Consider the following 22101-nt stretch of genomic DNA (forward strand, 5'->3'; position numbering starts at 1 on the left):
GTAAGGGCGAACCTCTTTTTGGCACCGGAATTAGTCTTCATTTTTGGCATCTCAGTTAGTAATTTAATTATTTAAACACGAATAAACGATTGTGTTCATTCTTCTTTTTCTTCTTTCTTTACTTCTTTTTTCTCTTCCTTCGGTTTTGCCGGAACTGCTTTTGCCGGCTGTTTCTTAGGAGAAAGCATCATTATCATTTTCTTTCCTTCAAGAGCCGGTAATTGATCTACCTTTCCGTAGTCTTCCAGTTCTGTGGCAAAGCGGAGTAATAATACTTCACCTTGTTCTTTGAACAGGATCGAACGCCCTTTGAAGAATACAAACGCTTTTACCTTAGATCCTTCTTCAAGGAAACTCTTTGCATGTTTAAGCTTGAAGTTAAAGTCATGATCGTCTGTTTGAGGCCCGAAACGGATTTCCTTTACAATGACTTTCACCGATTTGGCTTTAGCTTCTTTTTGCTTCTTCTTTTGTTGATAAAGAAATTTCTGATAATCAGTAATTCTACAAACAGGAGGATCAGCCGTTGGAGAAATCTCAACTAAATCAAGTTCAAGTTCATCAGCCAAACGTAATGCTTCATTTATAGAATAAACTCCTTGTTCGACATTATCTCCGACTAGACGGACTTCTCTGGCCCGAATATTTCCATTGATCTTGTGTAATTCTTCTTTGCGGTTGTTAAATCTGTTATTTCTCATTCAAAAATTGTTTGAATTCTCCTTTTTTGTTTTAGTTGTTTAATATTTGTTTATCAGATATATAATGATAAATACTTAGGCTTGATGTTCCCATGCATTCATCATTTTTTCCATTTCTTCATTTAATTGGGCAGCAAAGTTAATAAATTTCATTGAACCTGTATCACCTTCGCCCTGTTTTCTTACCGAAACTTCTTCTGTTTCTGTCTCTTTTTCGCCTACAATAAGCAAATAAGGGATTCTTTTTAACTCATTATCGCGGATTTTTCTTCCTATTTTCTCATTACGGTCATCTACTTGTGAACTAATGCCTTGTTGTTTCAGGTACCCGGATACTCTATATGCATAGTCGTTGAATTTCTCACTGATAGGTAATACAACCACCTGATCGGGAGCCAGCCATAACGGGAATTTCCCTGCTGTATGCTCGATAAGAACCGCGATGAATCGTTCCATCGAACCAAATGGAGCACGGTGTATCATTACCGGGCGATGCTTTTGGTTGTCGGCTCCTGTATATTCCAACTCGAAGCGTTCCGGCAGATTATAGTCTACCTGTATTGTTCCCAATTGCCAGCGGCGTCCCAGAGCATCTTTTACCATGAAGTCCAGCTTGGGACCATAGAAAGCCGCTTCGCCAAGTTCCACTTTTGCCGGTAATCCTTTTTCTTCACAAGCTTCAATGATGGCACGTTCCGCTTTTTCCCAGTTTTCGTCGCTACCTATATATTTTTCTCTGTTGCCGGGATCACGTAAAGATATTTGCGCCTCGAAATTCTCAAAGTCCAAAGCCTTAAAGATAATGAATACAATATCCATTACCTTAAGGAACTCTTCTTTTAGTTGTTCCGGTGTACAGAAAATATGCGCGTCATCTTGAGTGAACCCGCGTACACGGGTTAATCCGTGAAGCTCCCCACTTTGTTCGTAGCGATACACTGTGCCAAATTCAGCCATACGTAAAGGCAGATCCCTGTATGAGCGAGGAACTACTTTGTATATCTCGCAATGATGAGGACAGTTCATAGGCTTCAATAGAAATTCTTCACCTTCTTCCGGGGTGCTTATCGGTTGGAATGAATCTTTACCATATTTCGCATAGTGTCCCGAAGTAACATAAAGCAATTTACTGCCGATATGCGGAGTCATCACTTGCTGATATTCGAATTTCTTTTGAATCTTCTTTAAAAAATCTTCCAGTTTCAGACGTAGTTGTGTCCCACGTGGCAACCACAATGGAAGCCCTTTTCCTACATTTTCGGAAAAAGCAAACAACTCCAGTTCTTTCCCTATTTTGCGGTGGTCGCGTTTCTTCGCTTCTTCGAGCATGATCAGATACTCGTCCAGCATTTTCTTTTTAGGGAAAGTAATTCCGTAAAGGCGGGTAAGCTGTTTACGCTTTTCGTCCCCACGCCAGTATGCTCCGGCTGCGCTTAGTATTTTTACGGCCTTGATGTATGAAGTATTTGGTAAGTGAGGGCCACGACACAAATCAGTAAATACTCCTTGTGTATATGTTGTGATTGTTCCGTCTTCCAGATCGTTGATGAGTTCTACTTTATAGTTCTCATTGCGGCTTTCAAACATTTTGATTGCATCGGGTTTAGTGATGCTTTGGCGTTTGATTTCTTCTTTGTTGGCTATCAGTTCCATCATTTTAGCCTCTATTTTTGCAAAGTCAGCATCTTTTACCGGAGTGTCGCCAAAATCTATATCGTAATAGAACCCGTTTTCGATAGCAGGCCCGATACCGAACTTAGCATGCGGGTATAATATTTGTACAGCTTCGGCCATTAAGTGAGCCGACGAATGCCAATATGCGTGTTTTCCGTCTTCGTCTTCCCATTTCAGAAGCTCGATCGTCGCGTCCTCTTCGATTGGCCGGGTAAGATCCCAGACTTGTCCGTTTACTTTTGCTGCAAGGACATCTTGCGCCAGACGCGAGCTAATGCTTTCTGCAATTTGCATTGAAGTGGTTCCTTTTTCAAATTCTCGGATGGAACCGTCGGGGAATGTAATTTTAATCATTGCTTTAATATTTAGTTATGCAGCTTCTACAAACAAGCTACTTTTCAGAACTTGCAAAAATAACTATTTTACAGATTTAAATGATTATTTACAGGCAAAAAAGTAACCGTCTGATTTATATTACTTCGTTTCGTGGAAAGAATCTCATTTATTTTGTTTATTTTTATCACGCTAAGAAGCTGTTTGAATTTCAAATGGGGAGCAAGCCTTCTTCAAGTTGGGGTGTTAAATAATGATGTTGTAAGTTGAAAATCAGAATTATTTGATATATAATTTGGATAAAAAAATAAATTATCGTAATTTTGTACGGAATTGAGAGGGAGAGGAGGCTGAGGCTTCCTCTTTTTTACATCATTAGGCTAAAAATGATAGATAAAGAATTAATAAAAGAGATAGTTGAAAAGCATCTGGACGGAACATCTATATTTCTCGTAGATGTGTTCGTCAGGCCAGGTAATCTTATCGTTGTCGAGATCGATAGCGATGAGTCCATAGGCATTGATGACTGTGTCGGCTTAAATCGTAATATAGAGTCTCATTTGAATAGAGATGAAGCGGATTATGAATTGGAAGTGGGCTCGGCCGGTATTACTTCCCCATTTAAAATTCCTCGCCAATACAGGAAAAATATTGGAAACGAAGTTGAAGTACTAACTAAAGGCGGGCAGAAATTGTCCGGAATACTTAAGTTTTCCGATGATAACGCTTTTGTGGTTACTGTTACAAAAATGGTGAAACCCGAAGGCGCAAAGAAGAAAGTGGCAGTGGACGAAGATCTCACTTTCGGTTATGAAGATGTGAAATATACAAAATACTTAATAAGATTTAAATAACTAATATGGCTAAGAAAGAAGTTATCAGTTTAATTGATACATTCTCCGAATTTAAGGAACTAAAGAATATCGATCGTATGACAATGATCAGCGTTATCGAAGATTCGTTCCGTAATGTGATAGCAAAAATGTTCGGCTCTAATGATAACTACGATGTTATTATCAATCCGGATAAAGGAGATCTCGAGATATGGCGCAATCGTACAATCGTGGAAGATAGCGAATTGGAAGATGGAAATACGCAGATATCTCTTTCTGAGGCTAAAAAGATAGATGAAGATTTTGAGGTGGGAGAAGAGGTGACAGATGAAGTGTTCTTCGAAGATTTCGGTAGACGTGCTATTCTTAACCTGCGTCAGACCTTGACATCAAAAATCCTAGAGTTGCAAAAGGAAGGGCTTTATAGCCGTTATAAGGAAAAGATAGGCGAAATAGTTTCCGGAGAGGTTTATCAGATTTGGAAAAAAGAAATACTTCTTTTAGATGACGAAAAAGAAGAGCTTCTATTGCCTAAAACAGAGCAGATACCCAGCGATTTCTTCCGTAAAGGAGAACATGTGCGTGCTGTGGTAGAGCGTGTTGAAAATAAAAACAACAATCCCAAAATTATTTTATCCCGCACATCTCCGGTATTCTTGGAAAGGTTGCTGGAAATAGAGGTGCCTGAAATAAATGACGGGCTTATTACAATAAAGAAAATTGCTCGTATACCGGGTGAAAGAGCCAAAGTTGCGGTAGAGTCGTACGATGAGCGTATCGATCCGGTAGGGGCTTGCGTGGGTATGAAAGGATCGCGTATACATGGTATTGTAAGAGAACTTCGCAACGAGAATATCGATATTATAAATTACACGTCGAATGTAAATCTATATATTCAGCGTGCCCTTAGTCCGGCTAAGATTACTTCGGTGAAAGTGAATGAAGAAGAAAAACGCGCGGAAGTATTGTTGCGTCCCGAAGAGGTTTCCCTTGCAATAGGTAAAGGCGGATTCAATATTAAGCTGGCAAGTATGCTTACCGGATATACAATCGATGTATATCGCGATATAGACGACTTCGACGAAGAGGATATTTATTTGGATGAATTCCGCGATGAAATAGACGGATGGGTAATCGATCAGTTGAAAAAAATTGGTTGTGTCACAGCAAAAAATGTGTTGGCTACAGATAGGAATAAATTAGTACAGGAGGCCGACCTTGAAGAAGATACAGTGGATGAAATACTAGCAATCCTACGGGCTGAATTTGAAGGAGGAGAGTAAGCTTTTTTGGTGATTCGCTTATTTCTTAATATTTTTGTATTCGAGCTAAGCAATCTAAAAAGTAATTTTGAGTTCACTGTTCAATTATAGAATTAAAAGAAATATATGTCAATACGATTAATAAAGATATCTAAAGATTTAAATGTAGGGATTAGCAGTCTTGTTGAGTTCCTGCACAAAAAAGGTTTTGATGTGGAATCAAACCCAAATACCAAAATTGACAGTGAACAGCATGAGTTACTAGTTCGGGAATTTGGAAAAGATCTGGATATTCAAGCGCTGGCCAGTATCCGCGAAGAGCGACGGGCTGAAGCTGCTGCCAAAGCAGCTGCTAAAGAAGAGGCCAATAAAGTTTTGGCTGAACCTGAAGAAATAAGGACAGAGATTCCGGAATCTATTAAGCCGCATGTGCAAATTGTGGATAAGATAGACCTTGATGCCCTCAATAGACCAAAGAAAATAGAAAAGATAGAAAAAATAGAAAAGATAGAAGTTATTCAGGTAGAAGAGGTGCTGGAAGATATTCCCGTTGAACAGCCTGCCGTAGAAGAAACTCAACCTTTAAAGGAAGAAGTAAAACCAGAACCAGAACCTGTGTTTGTAAAAGAAGAAGTTAAAGAAGAGCCTGTCAAAGAGCAAGAGCTTCCTGTTGTTGAGAAAGTTCAGGAAAATGCTCAAGAGAATACTCAGGATAGTGTTTTTAGGCTGAATAAAACAGTTATAAAGTCTAATATTGTAGTGAAAGGCTCTATCGACCTGAGCTCTATTAATGACAAGACGCGTCCGGCCAAGAAAACAAAGGCTGAAAAGAAAAAAGAACGTTTGGCGAAAGAGCAGCAAGATCAGAAAAAAGTCAAAGAAAACACAGTACGCCTTCTGAAAAAGGAGACTGACGAAGAACAGAAAAAGAAGAAACTTGCCAACGATGAAGATGAAGCAAATAAGAAAAAACGGAATCGCATCAAAAAGGGAAAGGTTGATATTGAAAAAGGAGGTTTCCCGACAGGGCAACAACATGGTGACCGGTCGAAACACGCAGTTCGTAAGCCTGTTGTAAAACATGCCGTTAGCGAAGAAGATGTACAAAAACAGATAAAAGAAACATTAGCCCGATTAACCGGAAAAGGCGGGAAAAATAAAGGGGCAAAATATAGAAAAGAAAAACGGGATGCCGTAAGTCAGAGGCAACTGGAAGAGCTGGAGTTGCAGGAGCAAGAAAGCAAGGTGTTGAAGATAACGGAGTTTGTTACTGCTAACGATCTTGCCAACATGATGAATGTTCCGGTAATAAAGGTTATTTCTACCTGTATGAGCATAGGTATCATGGTTTCGATAAACCAGCGTCTGGATGCAGAAACAATAAATATTGTGGCAGAGGAATTCGGATTTAAAACTGAATATGTAAGCGCTGAGGTAGTCGAAGCTATTAATGAAGAGGAGGATAGTCCGGAGGATTTGGAACCGCGCGCTCCTATTGTTACCGTGATGGGTCACGTAGACCATGGTAAAACCTCATTGTTGGATACTATTCGTCAAACAAATGTTATTGCCGGTGAGGCCGGAGGTATTACACAGCATATCGGGGCTTACAACGTGAAATTAAAATCCGGACGGCGAATAACGTTCTTAGATACACCCGGCCATGAGGCGTTTACTGCCATGCGGGCTCGTGGAGCAAGGGTGACTGATATTGCAATCATTATTGTAGCGGCCGACGATAACGTCATGCCTCAAACAGTAGAGGCGATCAACCATGCTTCGGCAGCAGGGGTGCCCATTGTTTTTGCAATTAATAAAATTGATAAACCGGGTGCAAATCCTGAAAAGATAAAAGAAACACTAGCCGGAATGAACTATCTTGTGGAAGCATGGGGAGGGAAGTACCAATCACAGGATATTTCAGCAAAACAAGGTCTTGGTGTTGATGAATTACTTGAAAAAGTATTGCTTGAGGCGGAATTACTCGACCTTAAGGCAAACCCGAACAGGAGGGCAACAGGGTCGGTTATTGAGTCTTCTTTGGACAAAGGCAGAGGTTTCTTGTCTACCATTCTTGTTGAGAATGGAACATTGAAGAAAGGGGATATCGTATTGGCAGGAACATATTTTGGACGTGTGAAAGCGATGTTTAATGAACGTAATCAAAATATTGATGCTGCTGCCCCGGCTGCTCCGGCTTTGATTTTAGGCCTTAATGGAGCACCTCAGGCGGGAGATATGTTTCATGTTCTTGAATCGGAACAAGAAGCACGTGAAATCGCATCTAAACGCGAACAATTACAGCGCGAGCAAGGGCTTCGTACTCAGAAGATACTTACTCTCGACGACATAGGCCGCCGTATAGCTATCGGAAATTTCCAACAGTTGAATGTGATTGTTAAGGGTGATGTCGACGGCTCGGTAGAAGCTCTGTCCGACTCGTTAATAAGGCTTTCTACTGAAGAAATTCAGGTGAATGTAATTCATAAAGCTGTGGGGCAGATATCAGAATCTGATATTGTTCTGGCCGCTGCTTCCGATGCCATTATCATAGGTTTCCAGGTGCGTCCGTCGCAAGCTGCACGAAGAGCCGCAGAGAAAGATGGAGTGGAAATTCGCCTTTATTCAATTATTTACGATGCTATCGAAGAAGTGAGGGCTGCTATGGAAGGAATGTTATCTCCTGAAATTAAAGAGGTACAAACCGGATATGTAGAAGTTCGTGAAGTATTCAAGATTACTAAAGTAGGTACAGTTGCCGGATGTATGGTGAAAGAGGGTAAACTGAAGAGAGCCAATAAAATACGACTCATTCGCGATGGTATTGTAATCTATTCCGGAGAACTGGGGTCTTTGAAACGATTTAAAGACGATGTGAAAGAAGTTGCTTCCGGATATGAGTGTGGATTGAATATTCATAACTATAATGATATCAAAGTAGGAGACGTAATAGAACCATTTGAAGAAATAGAAGTGAAGAAAACTTTGTAATATTAAAATATTGCATATCTTTGCATTATAAAATTTAACCTTATAAACCAATTGATAGTTGTTGACAAGCTAATCTTGCCTTGAAAGTCGGTGGTACTAACCATACCACCGAAAAACACAACTATCAACAGGTTTGCGGTTAAAAGCTTCTTCAGATTTTTAAGTTGTCTTATTCTAAATAGCAATTTATAATGATGAAAAATTTTATTCTTATATCTGCCTTTTTTATTTCATTCTTTTTTATAGGAAAAATAACTGCACAAACAGTTCAGCAAATAGCATATATTAATTCGAATGAACTTTTGGAGGCTATGCCCGATAAAGTGCAGGCTTCTAATATCCTGATCGATCTGAATCAGAAATATAAAGATGAATTGAAAGTGATGCAAAACGACTATAATAAAAAATACTCCGACTTTATTTCATATCAAACTTCAATGGCCGAGAATATTCGTTTGCGTCGTATGCAGGAACTTTACGAATTGGAGCGTCAGATAAATGAATTTATGAAATTGGCTCAGCAAGATATTGAAAGTCAGGAAAAAGCATTAATCGATCCCCTACGGCTAAAGATTAAAGATGCGGTTTATCAGGTTGGGATTGAAAAAGGCTTTGTCTGTATTTATGATCTGGCAAATCCGGCAATCGCTTTTGTTACACCCGATGCCTTAGACGCATCAGGCCTGGTTAAACAAAAGTTAGGAATAAGATAGAATCACTTATTTAATATATGAAGATGCTCCTGTGTACTATGCCGGAGCATTTCATTTTAGGTATATGTCTCAAAAAACAAAATTATGGTCGCTTAACTATCTGAATGTTTGTTTGGCAAACTTTCTGATGGCATGTTCTTTTAATCTCCTTATGCCCTCTATCCCATTGTATATAACCGAGCAAATGGGTGTTGCTCAGTCGAAGACGGGGATAGTGCTGGCTTCATATGCTATAGCATTGATGTTTGTTCGCCCATTCTCAGGTTTCATTGTGGATATATATTCGAGAAAGAAAATTTTATTAATAGCCTTCTCCGGATATGTACTGATCTTCTTCGGTTACTTTTGGGCTACGACGATATTGCTGTTTGTTCTGGTACGGTTTATGCATGGGATCACATGGGGCTTATCTACTGTTTCGTCCAGTACTCTGGCCATTGATGTTGTACCATCCGAAAGACGTGCCGAAGGTATAGGTTATTACGGTACATTTATGAATGTGGCTATGGCTATAGGCCCATTTATTGCGATTCATATATATAACAATTACAGTTTTGAAGTCCTATTATGGTGTGCAATCGCAATGGGCACATTGGGAATTGTAACTGTTGCATTGATAAAAGCTCCCGAAAGACCAAAAATCGTAGAGCAACAGAAACTTTCTCTCGACCGTTTTTTTCTGCTTAAAGGCTGGGCTATATTTCTCAATCAATTACTTCCTTGTTTTGCGTGGGGAACGATCGGGCCATTTGTCGCCCAGTATGGAAAAGAATTAGGCATCCCTAATGCAGGTGTGTTTTTTTTGTTTTGGGCCGGAGGTATTATAGCATCACGGGTATTTGCCGGAAAATTGGTGGATAAGGGTAAAATCCACGAAGTGAATGTGTCAGCTATGGCTATTGTGGCTATATCATTCTTGATATTTGCTCTTGTGCATAATATTTATGCTTTCTGTATTTCCGGATTATTTATCGGGGTTGGTTTTGGAATGATGTTCCCTGCTTTGCAAACATTATACATCAATATGGCCGAAAATAATCAGCGAGGAACGGCAAACTCGACTTATCTCATCGGTTTCGACTTGGGACTGGCTCTTGGTATGCTCATCGGTGGCTATATAACAGGCTTTTTATCATTCCAGTCTTTATACCTTGTTGCGGCCGGAATGTGCGGTATCAGTGTAGTTGTATACTGGTGCTGTTCCCGTATTGTATTTGAGAAAAAGAGGTTGAGGTGATGTAATAAAGAGATAATTTTTTGTTTTATTTCTATCCTACTATCCAATCCATTACTTTAGATGTACGTGCACCGGAAATACCTGTTGACGGGCAGAAGCCTGTTCCCCGTAATTCATCCACAATTGTATGAATGAGCGGTTGCTGGATATGTTCAGGTTGTGGCGTATCGTAAAAAGTCTCTCCATCTTTATTTACGAGCTGTATGGGTTTGAACGCAAACGTATTGAAGCGTATATAACCCTCCGATCCTGTTATTGTCACAGAATCTTCCTCTGACTGAGGGGATGAAACGAAGCACCATAGTCCTGTCCCAATAATACCTGATTGAAACTTTAACGTCGCGGAAACAGTGTCGGCCACTTTATAAAATCCGCCGAGATTTTGTGCAAATCCCTTAGCTTCGGTTATTTCACCCAATAGGAAGTCCAGAATATCGAGCGTATGCGGCGCCATATCGAAAAAATAGCCATCACCCGCTATCTCTTTTTTTACCCGCCAAGGCTGCGTATCTATATCCTTATCCGCTTCGCTTGCAGGACGTAAGTATTTGACATCTACGGAAAGTATTTTTCCAATCGCCTGAGTCTCTAATAATTCCTTTACTTTCAAAAAATAGGGTAATGCCCTGCGATAATATGCTGCGAAAAGCTTTTGGCCTGTATCTTTGGATGCCTCCAGCATATCTGTACATTCTGCATAGTTCATAGCCATAGGTTTTTCTACGTATACAGGCTTTCCCGCTCTCAGTGACATTATCGTATATTCTTTATGCGACTGAGGGGGTGTTGCCACGTAAATCGCATCTACATCAGGGTCATTTATTAGTTCATTTGCATCAGCGTAATATTTTTTCACATTATGCCTGATTGCAAAATCTTTCGCTTTCTCTTTATCACGCCGCATTACCGCCTCTAGTGATGAATGTTCTATTTTATAGAATGCCGGGCCACTTTTCTTCTCACATACATCTCCCGCGCCAATAATACCCCATCTTACATTTTTCATAAATTAAAAGTATTTATCTGCAATATTATAAAATTAAATCTATTTAAGATGTCCTGCTTGTTAAACATTTTAAAACTTATTGGTAAATGTGCCTATTAATAAGCTGAAAGGAAATGTCAGAATTAACGATTTGAATCATTTTTATTTAAATATAAGGTGCTTTATATATGGTTATGCACTGAAAGATAGATGTTTATTTGTCGGGTTTATCGGGGCGTCTGCAATTTGAGTAAAAGAAATATCAATTACAGTAAGATGAATAATTGGAAGTACAAGTACGTTTGCAACGTAAAAACACTATATATTTTTTAAAAAATATTTGTTTACATAACCCATTAAATCTATTTATATGAAACAATCTCGAAAAAAGTATTTCGGAAAAGTATTCTCACAAAGAATGCTTCTTATGCTGTTTTTCTGTTTTATCTCCGTAGCTTTTATTCAAGCTCAGACGGTGACAGGAACAGTGACTGATGCTAATGGTGAACCTCTTATTGGCGTGAGTGTCGTCGTGAAAGGTACTACTGTAGGGCAAATGACCGACATAGACGGAAAGTATAGCATTGCTGTTGGCAACCAAAAAGCTACTTTGGTATTTACCTTTATGGGATACACAAAGCAGGAAATTTCGGTAGGTTCCCAAAGCGTAATTAATGTAAAACTTGAAGAAGACTCAAAACTGCTTGAAGAAGTCGTAGTTGTTGGTTTTCAGACACAAAAGAAAGCGAACCTGACCGGAGCCGTAACTGCCGTAGGAGCAGAAGTTTTTGAAAATCGTCCGGTGGCGAACATCGGCCAGGCATTGCAGGGTGTGGTTCCTAACCTGAACATCGGCATCTCCAATGGTGCGCCGAACACAGTGCCTTCATTCAATATTCGCGGAGGAACGTCTATGGTTTATAGTGATAATTCATGGCAGGTAGAAAGAGGAGCCCCGTTGATTCTGGTAGACGGAGTCGAGTATAGCGCGACCATGCTTAATCAGATGAATCCGAACGACATAGAAAGCATGTCTGTGATTAAAGATGCTTCGGCTTCCGCTATTTACGGGACAAAGGCGACTTATGGCGTTATGTTGATTCAGACTAAGTCCGGAAAATTCGGGCAAAAGGGAAAAATAAGTTATAGCTACGATCTTTCATTTGACCACCCGTCAGCCATACCCGATATTCTGGATGCATATACCTTGCAAAAGGCGGCGATGGATAAATCTACGTGGACGGGAGGATCTCCCGGGGCTACCGAGCAAGCTAGACTGGAAGCTATCCGGAAATATATGGATAATCCTGTGCCGGAAAATGCATGGTATTTGCAGGGAAGCAGTATCGTTTGGGTTGCCAATATGAATCCGTATGATATTATTTTGCGGTCTGCTGCCCCTACCCAAAAACACAACCTGTCTATTCAAGGCGGATCGGATAAAGTGACTTATTATATTTCTTTGGGCTATCAGAATGAAGAAGGTTTATATAAGATAAGCAACGATGTATATAACCGCTATAACGGGATGGCACGCGTTAATGCCAAAGTTAAAGACTGGTTCAATGTGGAAGTCCGCTTGAATTATAACCGGACAACATACGAATCACCTTATCTGGTAGGAGGGAAAGGCAGCGTATGGAGTGCTATGAAAGGATCTGAAACCGCGAAGAACATCAATATGCCGCTTATGACAGGGCCGAACGACCCTGTTCCTAATGCTTATACCGACAACATTCTTTCATGGTTGTCATATGGGGCCAGATCCCAGACTACATCGTCCACTACGGCGATGTCTTTGTCACCGGAGTTTATCATCATACCGGGAGTATTGACCGCCAAAGCCGATATGTCGTTTACTCCTCAATCTACGGTTTCGGAACGTCATAGCCCGCAACACGAATATATAACTACCAGCTGGAGCAGTACTGTCGCCGAACAAAGTGAGGCGCAGGAGCATCAGGGACAATTATCGAGAAATTCTACGGATACTTATCTTGTGAATGCTTATTTCAATTTTAATAAGACATTTGCCGGAAAACATGCTGTTTCGGCTGTACTCGGATATAACCAGGAACAGGTAACGTATGGTTCGCTTACGGGGGATTTGAGAGGACTGTTCTCTCCGGACATACTAAAGCCGGGCGCCGCAGACGATATTACATTGCATACAATCTCGACCGGAGCGCAAAAACGCACGGGACGCGCCGTATTCGGCAGGGTAAACTATATCTTTAACGACCGTTATCTGTTTGAAATAAATAATCGTTACGATGGCAGTTCCCGGTTTACCCAAAATGAACGCTTTGTATCGCTCCCTTCTTTTTCTGCCGGTTGGAGAATATCGGAAGAAAGTTTTATGGCCTTTTCTAAAAGTTGGTTGGATAATCTGAAAATCAGGGGATCATGGGGCCGGTTAGGTAGTCAGCCGGGTGACTATTATCCTTATCAGGCAACCATGGGTTCAGGAAGCGCCAGTTATTTTATCGATGGCAAATGGGTGCAATATGTTGGCGCCCCCGGTTTGGTATCGCCTATGCTGACATGGCAGAAAGCGACGACTACTAATTTCGGGGTTGATGTTGTAACTTTGAGAAACCGGTTGGATGCCGAATTCAATGTATATAAGAGACGTGTGACCGATATTTTGCTTGATGGTGAAGTTCCGTACCCGTCTGTACTTGGCACAAGCGCACCTAGAACCAATGGCGGGATACTTGACTCGTATGGCTGGGAATTAGCGGTAAACTGGCGTCACAGGCTGGCTAACGGGATAAATTATAAAGTTGGATTTACCTTGTCCGACGAACGGACCGAAGTCGTAAAATTCTCGGGCAATCCTACGAAATTGTTATCTACTCTCTATGATGGAATGGTTACCGGTAATATTTGGGGATATGAAACCGGAGGCATTTTGCAGGTTTCCGATTTAACTCCGAATCCGGATAAAGCGGGCGCTTACCTTTTCAACGGGCCGAATCAATCCGGAACTACTTACTGGCCAGGTTATCTGTGGTATCGGGACATCAACGGCGACGGTATTGTAAATAGTGGCCCCGGAACCCTTGAAGATCATGGCGACCAGAAACTGCTTGGAAACAGTACGCCTCGCTTCCGTTATGGGATTACCGCTGACGTTAGTTATAAAGGCTTCGACCTGAACTTATTCTTTCAGGGAATAGGTAAGAGGGATTTGTGGATCGGCAACTCTTCTTATTGGGGAGGCGGAGCAGGCTCTCGTTGGATGTATGATCGTTCGTGGACGCCGGAAAGAACCGATGCTAAGTTCCCGATGTACACAGCATCTGTATCGACTCAGTCGGCTTACATGATCAACGGTGCATACCTTCGTCTGAAACAGGCTGTATTGGGTTATACCCTGCCTCCGTCGTTTACACGGAAATTGGGTGTGGAAAAACTACGGTTCAGCCTTTCAGGATATAACCTGTTTGAAATTACGGATATTCCAAAGGTATTCGATCCGGATCAGATATCGGATGCTTATCCTCAAAGACGAACTATCGCATTCGGTGCACAAGTTACATTTTAATAAATACAGACGAGTATGAAAAATATAAAATATTATATCTTGTTATGCTTAACGGCAGGCCTTATTTCTCTGCCTTCGTGTAATGACGATTTTATGCAACAAGACCCTATTCAGGAATTGGCCGAAGGCTCTTTCCTGAAAAATGAAGGCGATTTGCCGTATTATCTGAACCAATTATATAACAGGTATATAAGCGGGCATCAAACCGGTTGGGCATACGACAGGCTGGCTCCTTTCTACGATGTGCAGGGCAGCCCTATTGTCTATGGCGACCTATTCTCCGACAATATGGTAAAATCCGGCGGTGCAAGCAGTCGTTTGAACGAATCGTTTGTGACTCCTTCAAGTGGAACCAATGAAGGTTGGAAATGGGAAAACCTGCGTATTGTCAATTATTTTCTGCGCAATTACCGACAGGCCGAAGGTTCAGTTAATGATCCGTCTGTATTGAATAAATATGCGGCGGAAGCCTACTTCTTCAAGGCTTGGGATTATTACCAGAAGGTGCTTATTTTCAATGATGTTCCTTGGTATACGTATGATATGAACATAGATTCACCCGACCTTTACGCTTCCCGTACAAAACGCGAAACTGTAATGGATTCAGTACTTTGGTGCATTAATTATGCTGTGGATAACATTCAGGATTCAAATGGCGCTAATCCTATCGGGCGTATCAACCGCGATATGGCTAATTTCCTGAAAGCGCGTATTTGCCTGTTTGAAGGGACTTTCCGTAAATATCATGCCGAACTCGGCTTGCAAAGTTCAGCCAACAGATACTTGGAAGATTGTGTTGCAGCCTGCGAAGCCATTATAGCGACAAACCGCTATCAATTATACAACGCAGGAACAGACCCCTATTGGAAACTGTTTACATTCAAACAAGACCCGGCCACCGATGGCCACAGAGAAGCTATTCTGGCAAGGGCTTACGATGGGCAGAAGCAGGGGCATGCGACCCAACGCTATTACGAACAGAACAACGGAGGCGCAAGCGGACGTTACAGTAAAGGCGCTACGCGAGGCCTTGTCGATGAATATCTTTGCGAAGACGGACGCCCGATCTACATCGGAGGGACGGAAGGCAGCTATACTGTCAATCCGCTTTTCAAAGGGTACGATGGCTTATGGACAGAATTAGACAACCGTGATCCGAGGTTGCGCCAGACGATAGTCCGCCCGGGTGAATATTCCACTATTTCTTCTCCGGGAGCAGGAGTGATGGATCAATCGGTATATGGGATTGTTTATCCGGCTATTGCTTATAACTACACAACGGCTCCGGGTACTACCGTGACGGGTTACGGGTTTATCAAACACTGGATGTGCGATAAGGAAGAATACGATGCTACAACCAATGGACGGCAGACGGCCATTGTGTTCCGTTACGGAGAAGTATTGCTGATGTTGGCCGAAGCTAAGGCCGTATTAGGTACGCTGACAGATGCCGATCTGGATCGTACAATCAATAAATTGAGAGAACGTGCCGGATTTGATTTTACAAAATATCCGAATAGTAAGCTGACTATGAGCAACGTTCCGGCCGATCCGCGTTTAGATAAGATTTATGCCGAAAAATTAGATTATCCGGTTTCTCCTATATTACGGGAGATACGTAGGGAAAGGCGTGTGGAAATGGTTATGGAAGGCCTGCGTTATGAAGACTTAATGCGGTGGAAGGCTGGTAAACTGTTAACAGTACCTTTGCGCGGTATGAGATTTACGACAGAAAAGCAGGCGCTTTATGACGGAACTAAAACTAAACCGCCCGTTACGGCGATGAAGGCTATTATCGGTACCGATGTATGGATAGACAGCGAAGGATTCCTGATCGCTTATCCACGCGATACAAGAGTGATAAATGGTGTTTTGCCGTGGAACGATAAGCGTTATTACTGGCCGCTGCCTCTCGATCAATTGACGTTGAATAAAAATCTGACTCAAAATGACGGATGGCAGGATATTACCCGAAATTAATAAACAGATTAATACATATTGAATATGAATAGAAGATTTTTTATCAATGCAGCGGTGTTTATGGCGGTTTTAGGTACCTGCCTGAGCAGTTGTAAAGATGATAATGATATAAAGGTAACGGCTGTAACTGTCAAAGAAGCAGTCTATGTGAATAGTCCTGCTTCCATGCAAATTACGCTGAAAGATAATGAGACATTGCAGCTCACACCGTTTATTATGCCGCAAGATGCTGCAAATAAGGCGCTGACTTATTCCAATAAGTATCCCGAATTGCTAAGCGTCAGCAATGAAGGGTTGCTGACCGGAAAAGCTGTGGGAAAGGATACATTGACTGTAAGTGCTACCGACGGTTCAGGAGTAAGTACAAGATATGTGGTCAATATTATCGACCATAAGGTAAAAGCTACTGCTATCAACGTGGCGGCAGCCGGAAGCAATTTCGAGATAAAGCTGGGGAATACATTTAATCTCGGTGTTCATGTAAGCCTTTCCCCTGCCGATACGTGGGATAAGACGGTAACATATACTTCCAATGATGAATCTGTTGTTACTGTTGATGCGGCAGGCATCGTAACATCAGTAGGTATAGGCGCGACGACGATCACAATCAAGACAATCGACGGCAGTAACTTATCACGCGACTGTAATGTAACAGTCAGGAGTTTGGCGCAGAGGGATCTTGTCCGTTCCTTATGGGAGGCTCAAACGGCTGCCGCAATAGAAGGAGTAGCCGGCGGGTTCGACTATGTTCCGGCCGTAATCTCATGGGTTCCGGATAGATATGATAGTAATAAAAAAGTTACCGGATATCCTGCTCATCTTTTTGATGAGAATGCCAGCACTTTTCTTGCAATGTTGAAGCCGGGTAAGCCTACTTATGCTACGGGTGGTAGTGGTTGGGCATCTTATCCGGAGGCAAAAGCTGAACTTGAAGCTATGGGTGCTCCTGACACCGGGGCGAGTGCTTCGGTATCATCAACAGCCGTAAACTATTTCGTTGTGAATATGAAATCGCCTCAAACCTTTAGTTATGTCAGATGGACGCATCGAAATGGCACAAGGGGGCTTCAGGCTTGGGCAATTGATATTTACGGAAGTAATGACGGTACAACATGGAGTGCAAAACTTAATGGTAATACGCCTCTCGCTCTTGACGTTGCAACTGGAGATAAACGTTTGCCAATAACCAATGACCAAACCGAATTTACTTATCAATACATAAAAGTGGTAATCGCTTCATTCGATACAGTAAATAGCAGTAATGTGCAAGTAGGTGAGTTTGGATTAGGACGCATGGAATAATTCATTGTTCCGGATAGCCCGTGAGGGCAATATAAGCATTAATTTCAAAAAGGGAGGAAGGAGGAGTTTTTTAGAAACTCCTCCTTTTGTAGCTTCATAGTTTTAATAGTATATTCGTTCATCAATTTTTGTTTGAGCTTAATTTATATGAAAAAGGTTATTTTAGTATTCTTGTTTATACTACAGGTGTTTAATGTCCTGTCTCAAAATGATTATAGGTTTAGAACACTTTCTCCTGAAGGAGGCTTTTATTTCGATGGAGTGAGGCAGATACAACAGGACACTGATGGCTTTGTCTGGATACTGATGGATCATGATTTATATAGGTTCGATGGGTATCAATACAAAAGATATTATACCTATTTTACTAATCAGGAAAAGTCCGTAGGATGGCTTTTTCTAAAATTAACTGTTACTTCCTCCGGTTATTTTTTTGTAAATACCAATAATGGGTTATATAATTACGATAAGGCGTCGGATACGTTCGAAAAAGTGTCGGATGAAGTGGAACTTATCAGGATAGACAACCGGGATAATATATGGATTAGAAAAAACAGGACATGGAATGTATTCGATGAGAATAGGAACCCATTCAATATAAATGACAGTATTTTAATAACACCTTTATATGATGGAAAGAAAATTTCTTTTATTGGCCCCATTTTTTGTACAAACAATAGCGATCTGTATACTTTTACCAATTATAGCCGTATTTATCGCTATAATTATGAGAAAAAGGAGTTCAATTTGTGCTTTACTATGCCTGAAGATGATGGACATATCCTGGATGCAAAAGCCTATAAAAGCAAACTATGGGTGCTTACCGATAAATATGGATTATATAAAATTGATTTATCAACATTTACAATTGAAGATCACTTCGATTTTCTTAAAGGCGGTGAAACAAGGGCATTGCATATCGACAAAAGAGGGCACGTCTGGATTGGAACAATAAAAGGATTGTATGTAATAGACCCTGACGAAAAAACGTATCATCATTATGTACATTCCAAATCAGATCCATTTAGTTTGCCGAATAATTCTGTTTGGACAATAAATGAAGATAATCAACGGAATATTTGGATCGGAACATATTCAGGAGCTATAGCTTATGTAAACCTTGACGAAAAAAAACCTTTCGATACTTACATGCCTTATGAGAACAGGCTTAGCCATGCTCCGGTTAGTGCATTTGCAGAGGATGATACTTCTCTCTGGATTGGAACTGAAGGTGGCGGTATAAATCGGTTAAACAAGAAAACGGAAGAATTCTCTTATTATACAAATGATAAGTCAAGGAATTCTCTGGCTTTTGACAATATAAAATCAATTGTTGTTGATAAAGGTCAGAATTTATGGATTGCACTATTTAACGGGGGGCTGGATTATTATAATGCAAAATCCGGTCAGTTTTATAACTTTAAACAGACAACAGGGTCTAATTCGATATTAGATAACAGTCTCAGGAAAATCGTACTCGAATCCGATTCCGGTTTATGGATTGCATATCAACGCAAAAAAGTAGAGATTTCCTTCTATTCTTTCAAGACCAAACAATTCTATCATCATAGTCCTGTTGGGGAGAACACGCAATATATATTTGATATGTTGAGGGGACGAGAGAACCAGCTATGGGTACTTAGTAACGAAAGCCTTTATCTGATGGACATAAAGACGAAAGTTATGAAAAAAATAAATCGCCCGGATTCTGTCTTTTTAAATTTTAGTGCGTTTTGTTTGGACGATTCCGGTAATTTATGGATAGGAACTATAAAAAACGGGTTAGTTAAATACGATGTTAATGCTGATAAATTTATCCTTTTTGATAAAATTCTTAATTATAATGTTTCCTCTATCTACAGTATCAATTATGATGGGGAAGATAATTTGTGGATAGGTACCGATGATGGGCTTTTCAGGTATAGTATATCGAATAATACTTTTTTTGAATATGACAAAGGAGATGGCACACAGGGACGAGTATATTATCCCTTGGCCTCGATGAAAAGTATGGGTGGAAAATTATATTTTGGTGGTACAACCGGCTTTACCGTGATCGACCCACAGGAAGTGAGCCTTAATATGCATAAACCTAAAGTTATTATCTCTGATTTTTATATAGATCATCAGCCTTCGAAATTAAACTTTTCTTCTAAAGATTCTATATATGAGATTGTGTTGAGCCATAATCAAACTAACTTCGGGTTCAAATTCTCTTCCGATAATTTTCTCCTTCCCGAGAAAAACCATTTCAAATATAGAATGAGAGATTACGACAATCGTTGGATCGAAGTAGATGCATCTAGTCGTACAGCTATGTATTCCAAAGTTCCGGCGGGCACATATTATTTTGAAGTTCTTGCATCCAATAATGATGGAATATGGAGCGAAACACCAACCGTTATTAAAATAATACGAAAATCGGCGCCATGGTTCAGTTGGCCGGCTTATGTTTTATATGCCCTTTTAATATTGGGAGTTTTGTCGCTTATAATACGTTATTATATTGAAAAGAAGAATCTGAAAATGCAGCTGTATTTAGATAATATAGAGAAAGACAAAAAAGAAGAAATACATCAATCGCAGTTACGTTTTTTTACGAATATATCCCATGATTTCAGAACCCCGTTATCTCTGATAATGGCATCTCTTGATCGTTTAAGAGAGGATGGTATAAAAGAATATTATTATCGTATCCTTAATAGTAATACTCAGCGTCTTCTGAATTTAGTAAACGAACTGATGGATTTTAGAACGATCGAAAATGAAAAAATGAATCTCGAAATACAACCTCTCGATTTGAATAGTTTCCTCGAGGTGGTCGCCGCAGATTTTTCTGATTATGCTAAGCAAAGGGATATTGACTTTAAGATAGTGTGTGATCCGGCTTTACCTACAAACCTTTATGTGGATAAGAAAATTGTAGAAAAAATAGTTATGAATTTGCTTAATAATGCATTCAAATATTCAAAAGAGGGAAGTTCTATCTCGTTAGAAACTTATTCCAATATTGATTCTTTCAAATCCCAATATGAAAATAGCTATACAGTTGAAGGTAGTCAGGTTGCGGAAAAAGCTTTTTCGATTGTCGTGAGAGATACAGGAGTGGGAATTACAAAAGAATCAATAAGCAGTGTTTTTGAAAGGTTTTATAAAGTAAACACTGTAAATGCCGACTCCCATTTGGGTACAGGCATTGGCCTGGCCCTTGTAAAAAGTCTTGTATTGTTACACAAAGGAACAATTACAATTTTGAGTGAACGGGGAAAAGGAACAGATATGGTTGTCTGTCTGCCATTAGATATAAAGTTATATGAAGAAACCGATTTTTTGAAAGAAGAGATTAAGATAGATGATTTAGCCAAGAGAGAAAAAGAAGATGTCAATGAAAAACTTGACGAAACTATATTATTATGTGATAAGAAAAAAGTATTGATTGTTGAGGATAATGAAGATTTGCGTAGTCTTATTGCAGATTCCTTGTCTGCAGATTATGAAATTATTGAGGCTTCTGATGGGCTAGTTGCCTCAAAATTAATAAACAGTATGGAGCCAGATCTGATAATTAGTGATATAATGATGCCTTTAAAGGATGGGGTAACGTTATGTCATGAAATTAAAAATGATATAAATACTTCCCACATCCCATTTATTCTTCTTACAGCAAAGACAAGTTTAGAGAGTAAAATAGAGGGTGTAGATTCGGGAGCAGATATGTATTTTGAAAAACCTATAGATCTAAACTTCCTGCGAATTTCGATAAACAATATATTTAAGTATCAGCAGCAGTTGAAGGAATACTATGCCAAGAATTATTTTGCAGACAGCGCTGAGTTGTCGCAAAATGAACAGGATAATAAATTCTTGAAGAAATTTATAGATATTATTGAGGCGAATATTGACCAGTCCGAAATGGATGTGAATTATATAGCTACCGAATTATCTATAAGCCGAAGCAAACTATATACTAAAATAAAAACATTGACCGATAAATCGATTGTTGAGTTTATCTTGAATTATAGGCTTCGTAAAGCAGCTCGTCTCATTATAGAAGAAGATATGACGATGCGGGAAATTATGACTCAAATTGGTATAGAAAGTCAGCCCTATTTCACAAATGCTTTTAAGAAAGAATTTGGGCAGACACCTACAGCCTTTGCCGCAAAGCATAAAAAGAAAAAGAAATAATGTCTTCAAACGTCTTATTGATAAGTGATTGTATTTTTGTGTGCATTTTTCATGAAAAAAGTATGTCGAAAAGTTTGGATTAAAGGATTATTTATCCTTATCTTTGCACCCGCTTTATCACCCAATGGTACTGGTTAATCGAGTGGATACAGAGAATTGGGATTACCGGAATGGGATTATCAACCGCCTTTGTTTAATATAAGGATTAGGATTACCCTACGGATTAAGCGAAAAAACAAAGCGATCTTTGAAGGAATTGAAATAACAACATTAAGAGTGTAGTACAATAGAATGAAGAATGAGGAATGAAGAATTTAATTTTTCACTTTTAATTTTTCATTTAAAGAAGGGT

Annotated in this window: 12 protein-coding genes; 9 read left to right on the plus strand and 3 right to left on the minus strand. The window is 40.0% G+C overall.

Features of this window, described 5'->3' with window-relative positions:
- Window positions 1-95 precede the first annotated feature (95 nt).
- Complete coding sequence (gene infC / locus ACYPZI_RS13070; protein WP_459602309.1) at window positions 96-701, minus strand: translation initiation factor IF-3; 606 nt, start codon at window positions 699-701, stop codon at window positions 96-98.
- 75 nt (window positions 702-776) lie between these two features.
- The gene (gene thrS / locus ACYPZI_RS13075) at window positions 777-2729 is read right to left on the minus strand and encodes a threonine--tRNA ligase (protein ID WP_459602311.1); all 1953 of its coding nucleotides are present in this window, start codon (window positions 2727-2729) and stop codon (window positions 777-779) included.
- 365 nt (window positions 2730-3094) lie between these two features.
- Between thrS and rimP the strand changes: the two genes are divergently transcribed.
- The 5 genes from rimP (at window position 3095) to ACYPZI_RS13100 (ending at window position 9744) form a co-directional block, all read left to right on the plus strand.
- Complete coding sequence (gene rimP, locus ACYPZI_RS13080) at window positions 3095-3562, plus strand: ribosome assembly cofactor RimP (protein WP_459602313.1); 468 nt, start codon at window positions 3095-3097, stop codon at window positions 3560-3562.
- 5 nt (window positions 3563-3567) lie between these two features.
- A complete protein-coding gene (gene nusA / locus ACYPZI_RS13085) occupies window positions 3568-4824 on the plus strand; it encodes a transcription termination factor NusA (RefSeq protein WP_459602315.1) in 1257 nt (418 codons plus the stop codon).
- 105 nt (window positions 4825-4929) lie between these two features.
- Window positions 4930-7794: a translation initiation factor IF-2 gene (gene infB / locus ACYPZI_RS13090; protein ID WP_459602317.1), complete on the plus strand. Its 2865-nt coding sequence runs from the start codon at window positions 4930-4932 to the stop codon at window positions 7792-7794.
- Between the two features lie 191 nt (window positions 7795-7985).
- The gene (locus ACYPZI_RS13095) at window positions 7986-8507 is read left to right on the plus strand and encodes an OmpH/Skp family outer membrane protein (RefSeq protein ID WP_459602319.1); all 522 of its coding nucleotides are present in this window, start codon (window positions 7986-7988) and stop codon (window positions 8505-8507) included.
- A gap of 64 nt (window positions 8508-8571) precedes the next feature.
- Complete coding sequence (locus ACYPZI_RS13100) at window positions 8572-9744, plus strand: MFS transporter (protein ID WP_459602321.1); 1173 nt, start codon at window positions 8572-8574, stop codon at window positions 9742-9744.
- 31 nt (window positions 9745-9775) lie between these two features.
- Here the strand turns inward: ACYPZI_RS13100 and ACYPZI_RS13105 are convergent, their stop codons facing one another.
- A complete protein-coding gene (locus tag ACYPZI_RS13105) occupies window positions 9776-10750 on the minus strand; it encodes a Gfo/Idh/MocA family protein (RefSeq protein ID WP_459602323.1) in 975 nt (324 codons plus the stop codon).
- A gap of 349 nt (window positions 10751-11099) precedes the next feature.
- Between ACYPZI_RS13105 and ACYPZI_RS13110 the strand changes: the two genes are divergently transcribed.
- The 4 genes from ACYPZI_RS13110 (at window position 11100) to ACYPZI_RS13125 (ending at window position 21749) form a co-directional block, all read left to right on the plus strand.
- Window positions 11100-14279 (plus strand): SusC/RagA family TonB-linked outer membrane protein, encoded by a 3180-nt coding sequence (locus ACYPZI_RS13110; RefSeq protein ID WP_459602325.1) that lies wholly within the window; start codon window positions 11100-11102, stop codon window positions 14277-14279.
- 15 nt (window positions 14280-14294) lie between these two features.
- Entirely contained in the window at window positions 14295-16259 is a 1965-nt protein-coding gene (locus ACYPZI_RS13115) for a RagB/SusD family nutrient uptake outer membrane protein (protein ID WP_459602327.1), read from the plus strand.
- A 24-nt stretch (window positions 16260-16283) separates the two neighbouring features.
- Window positions 16284-17561, plus strand: a complete 1278-nt coding sequence (locus tag ACYPZI_RS13120; RefSeq protein WP_459602329.1) for an Ig-like domain-containing protein — start codon at window positions 16284-16286, stop codon at window positions 17559-17561.
- Between the two features lie 147 nt (window positions 17562-17708).
- Window positions 17709-21749: a hybrid sensor histidine kinase/response regulator transcription factor gene (locus ACYPZI_RS13125; protein WP_459602331.1), complete on the plus strand. Its 4041-nt coding sequence runs from the start codon at window positions 17709-17711 to the stop codon at window positions 21747-21749.
- The last annotated feature ends 352 nt before the right edge of the window (window positions 21750-22101 follow it).

This window comes from Dysgonomonas reticulitermitis (assembly GCF_054601275.1).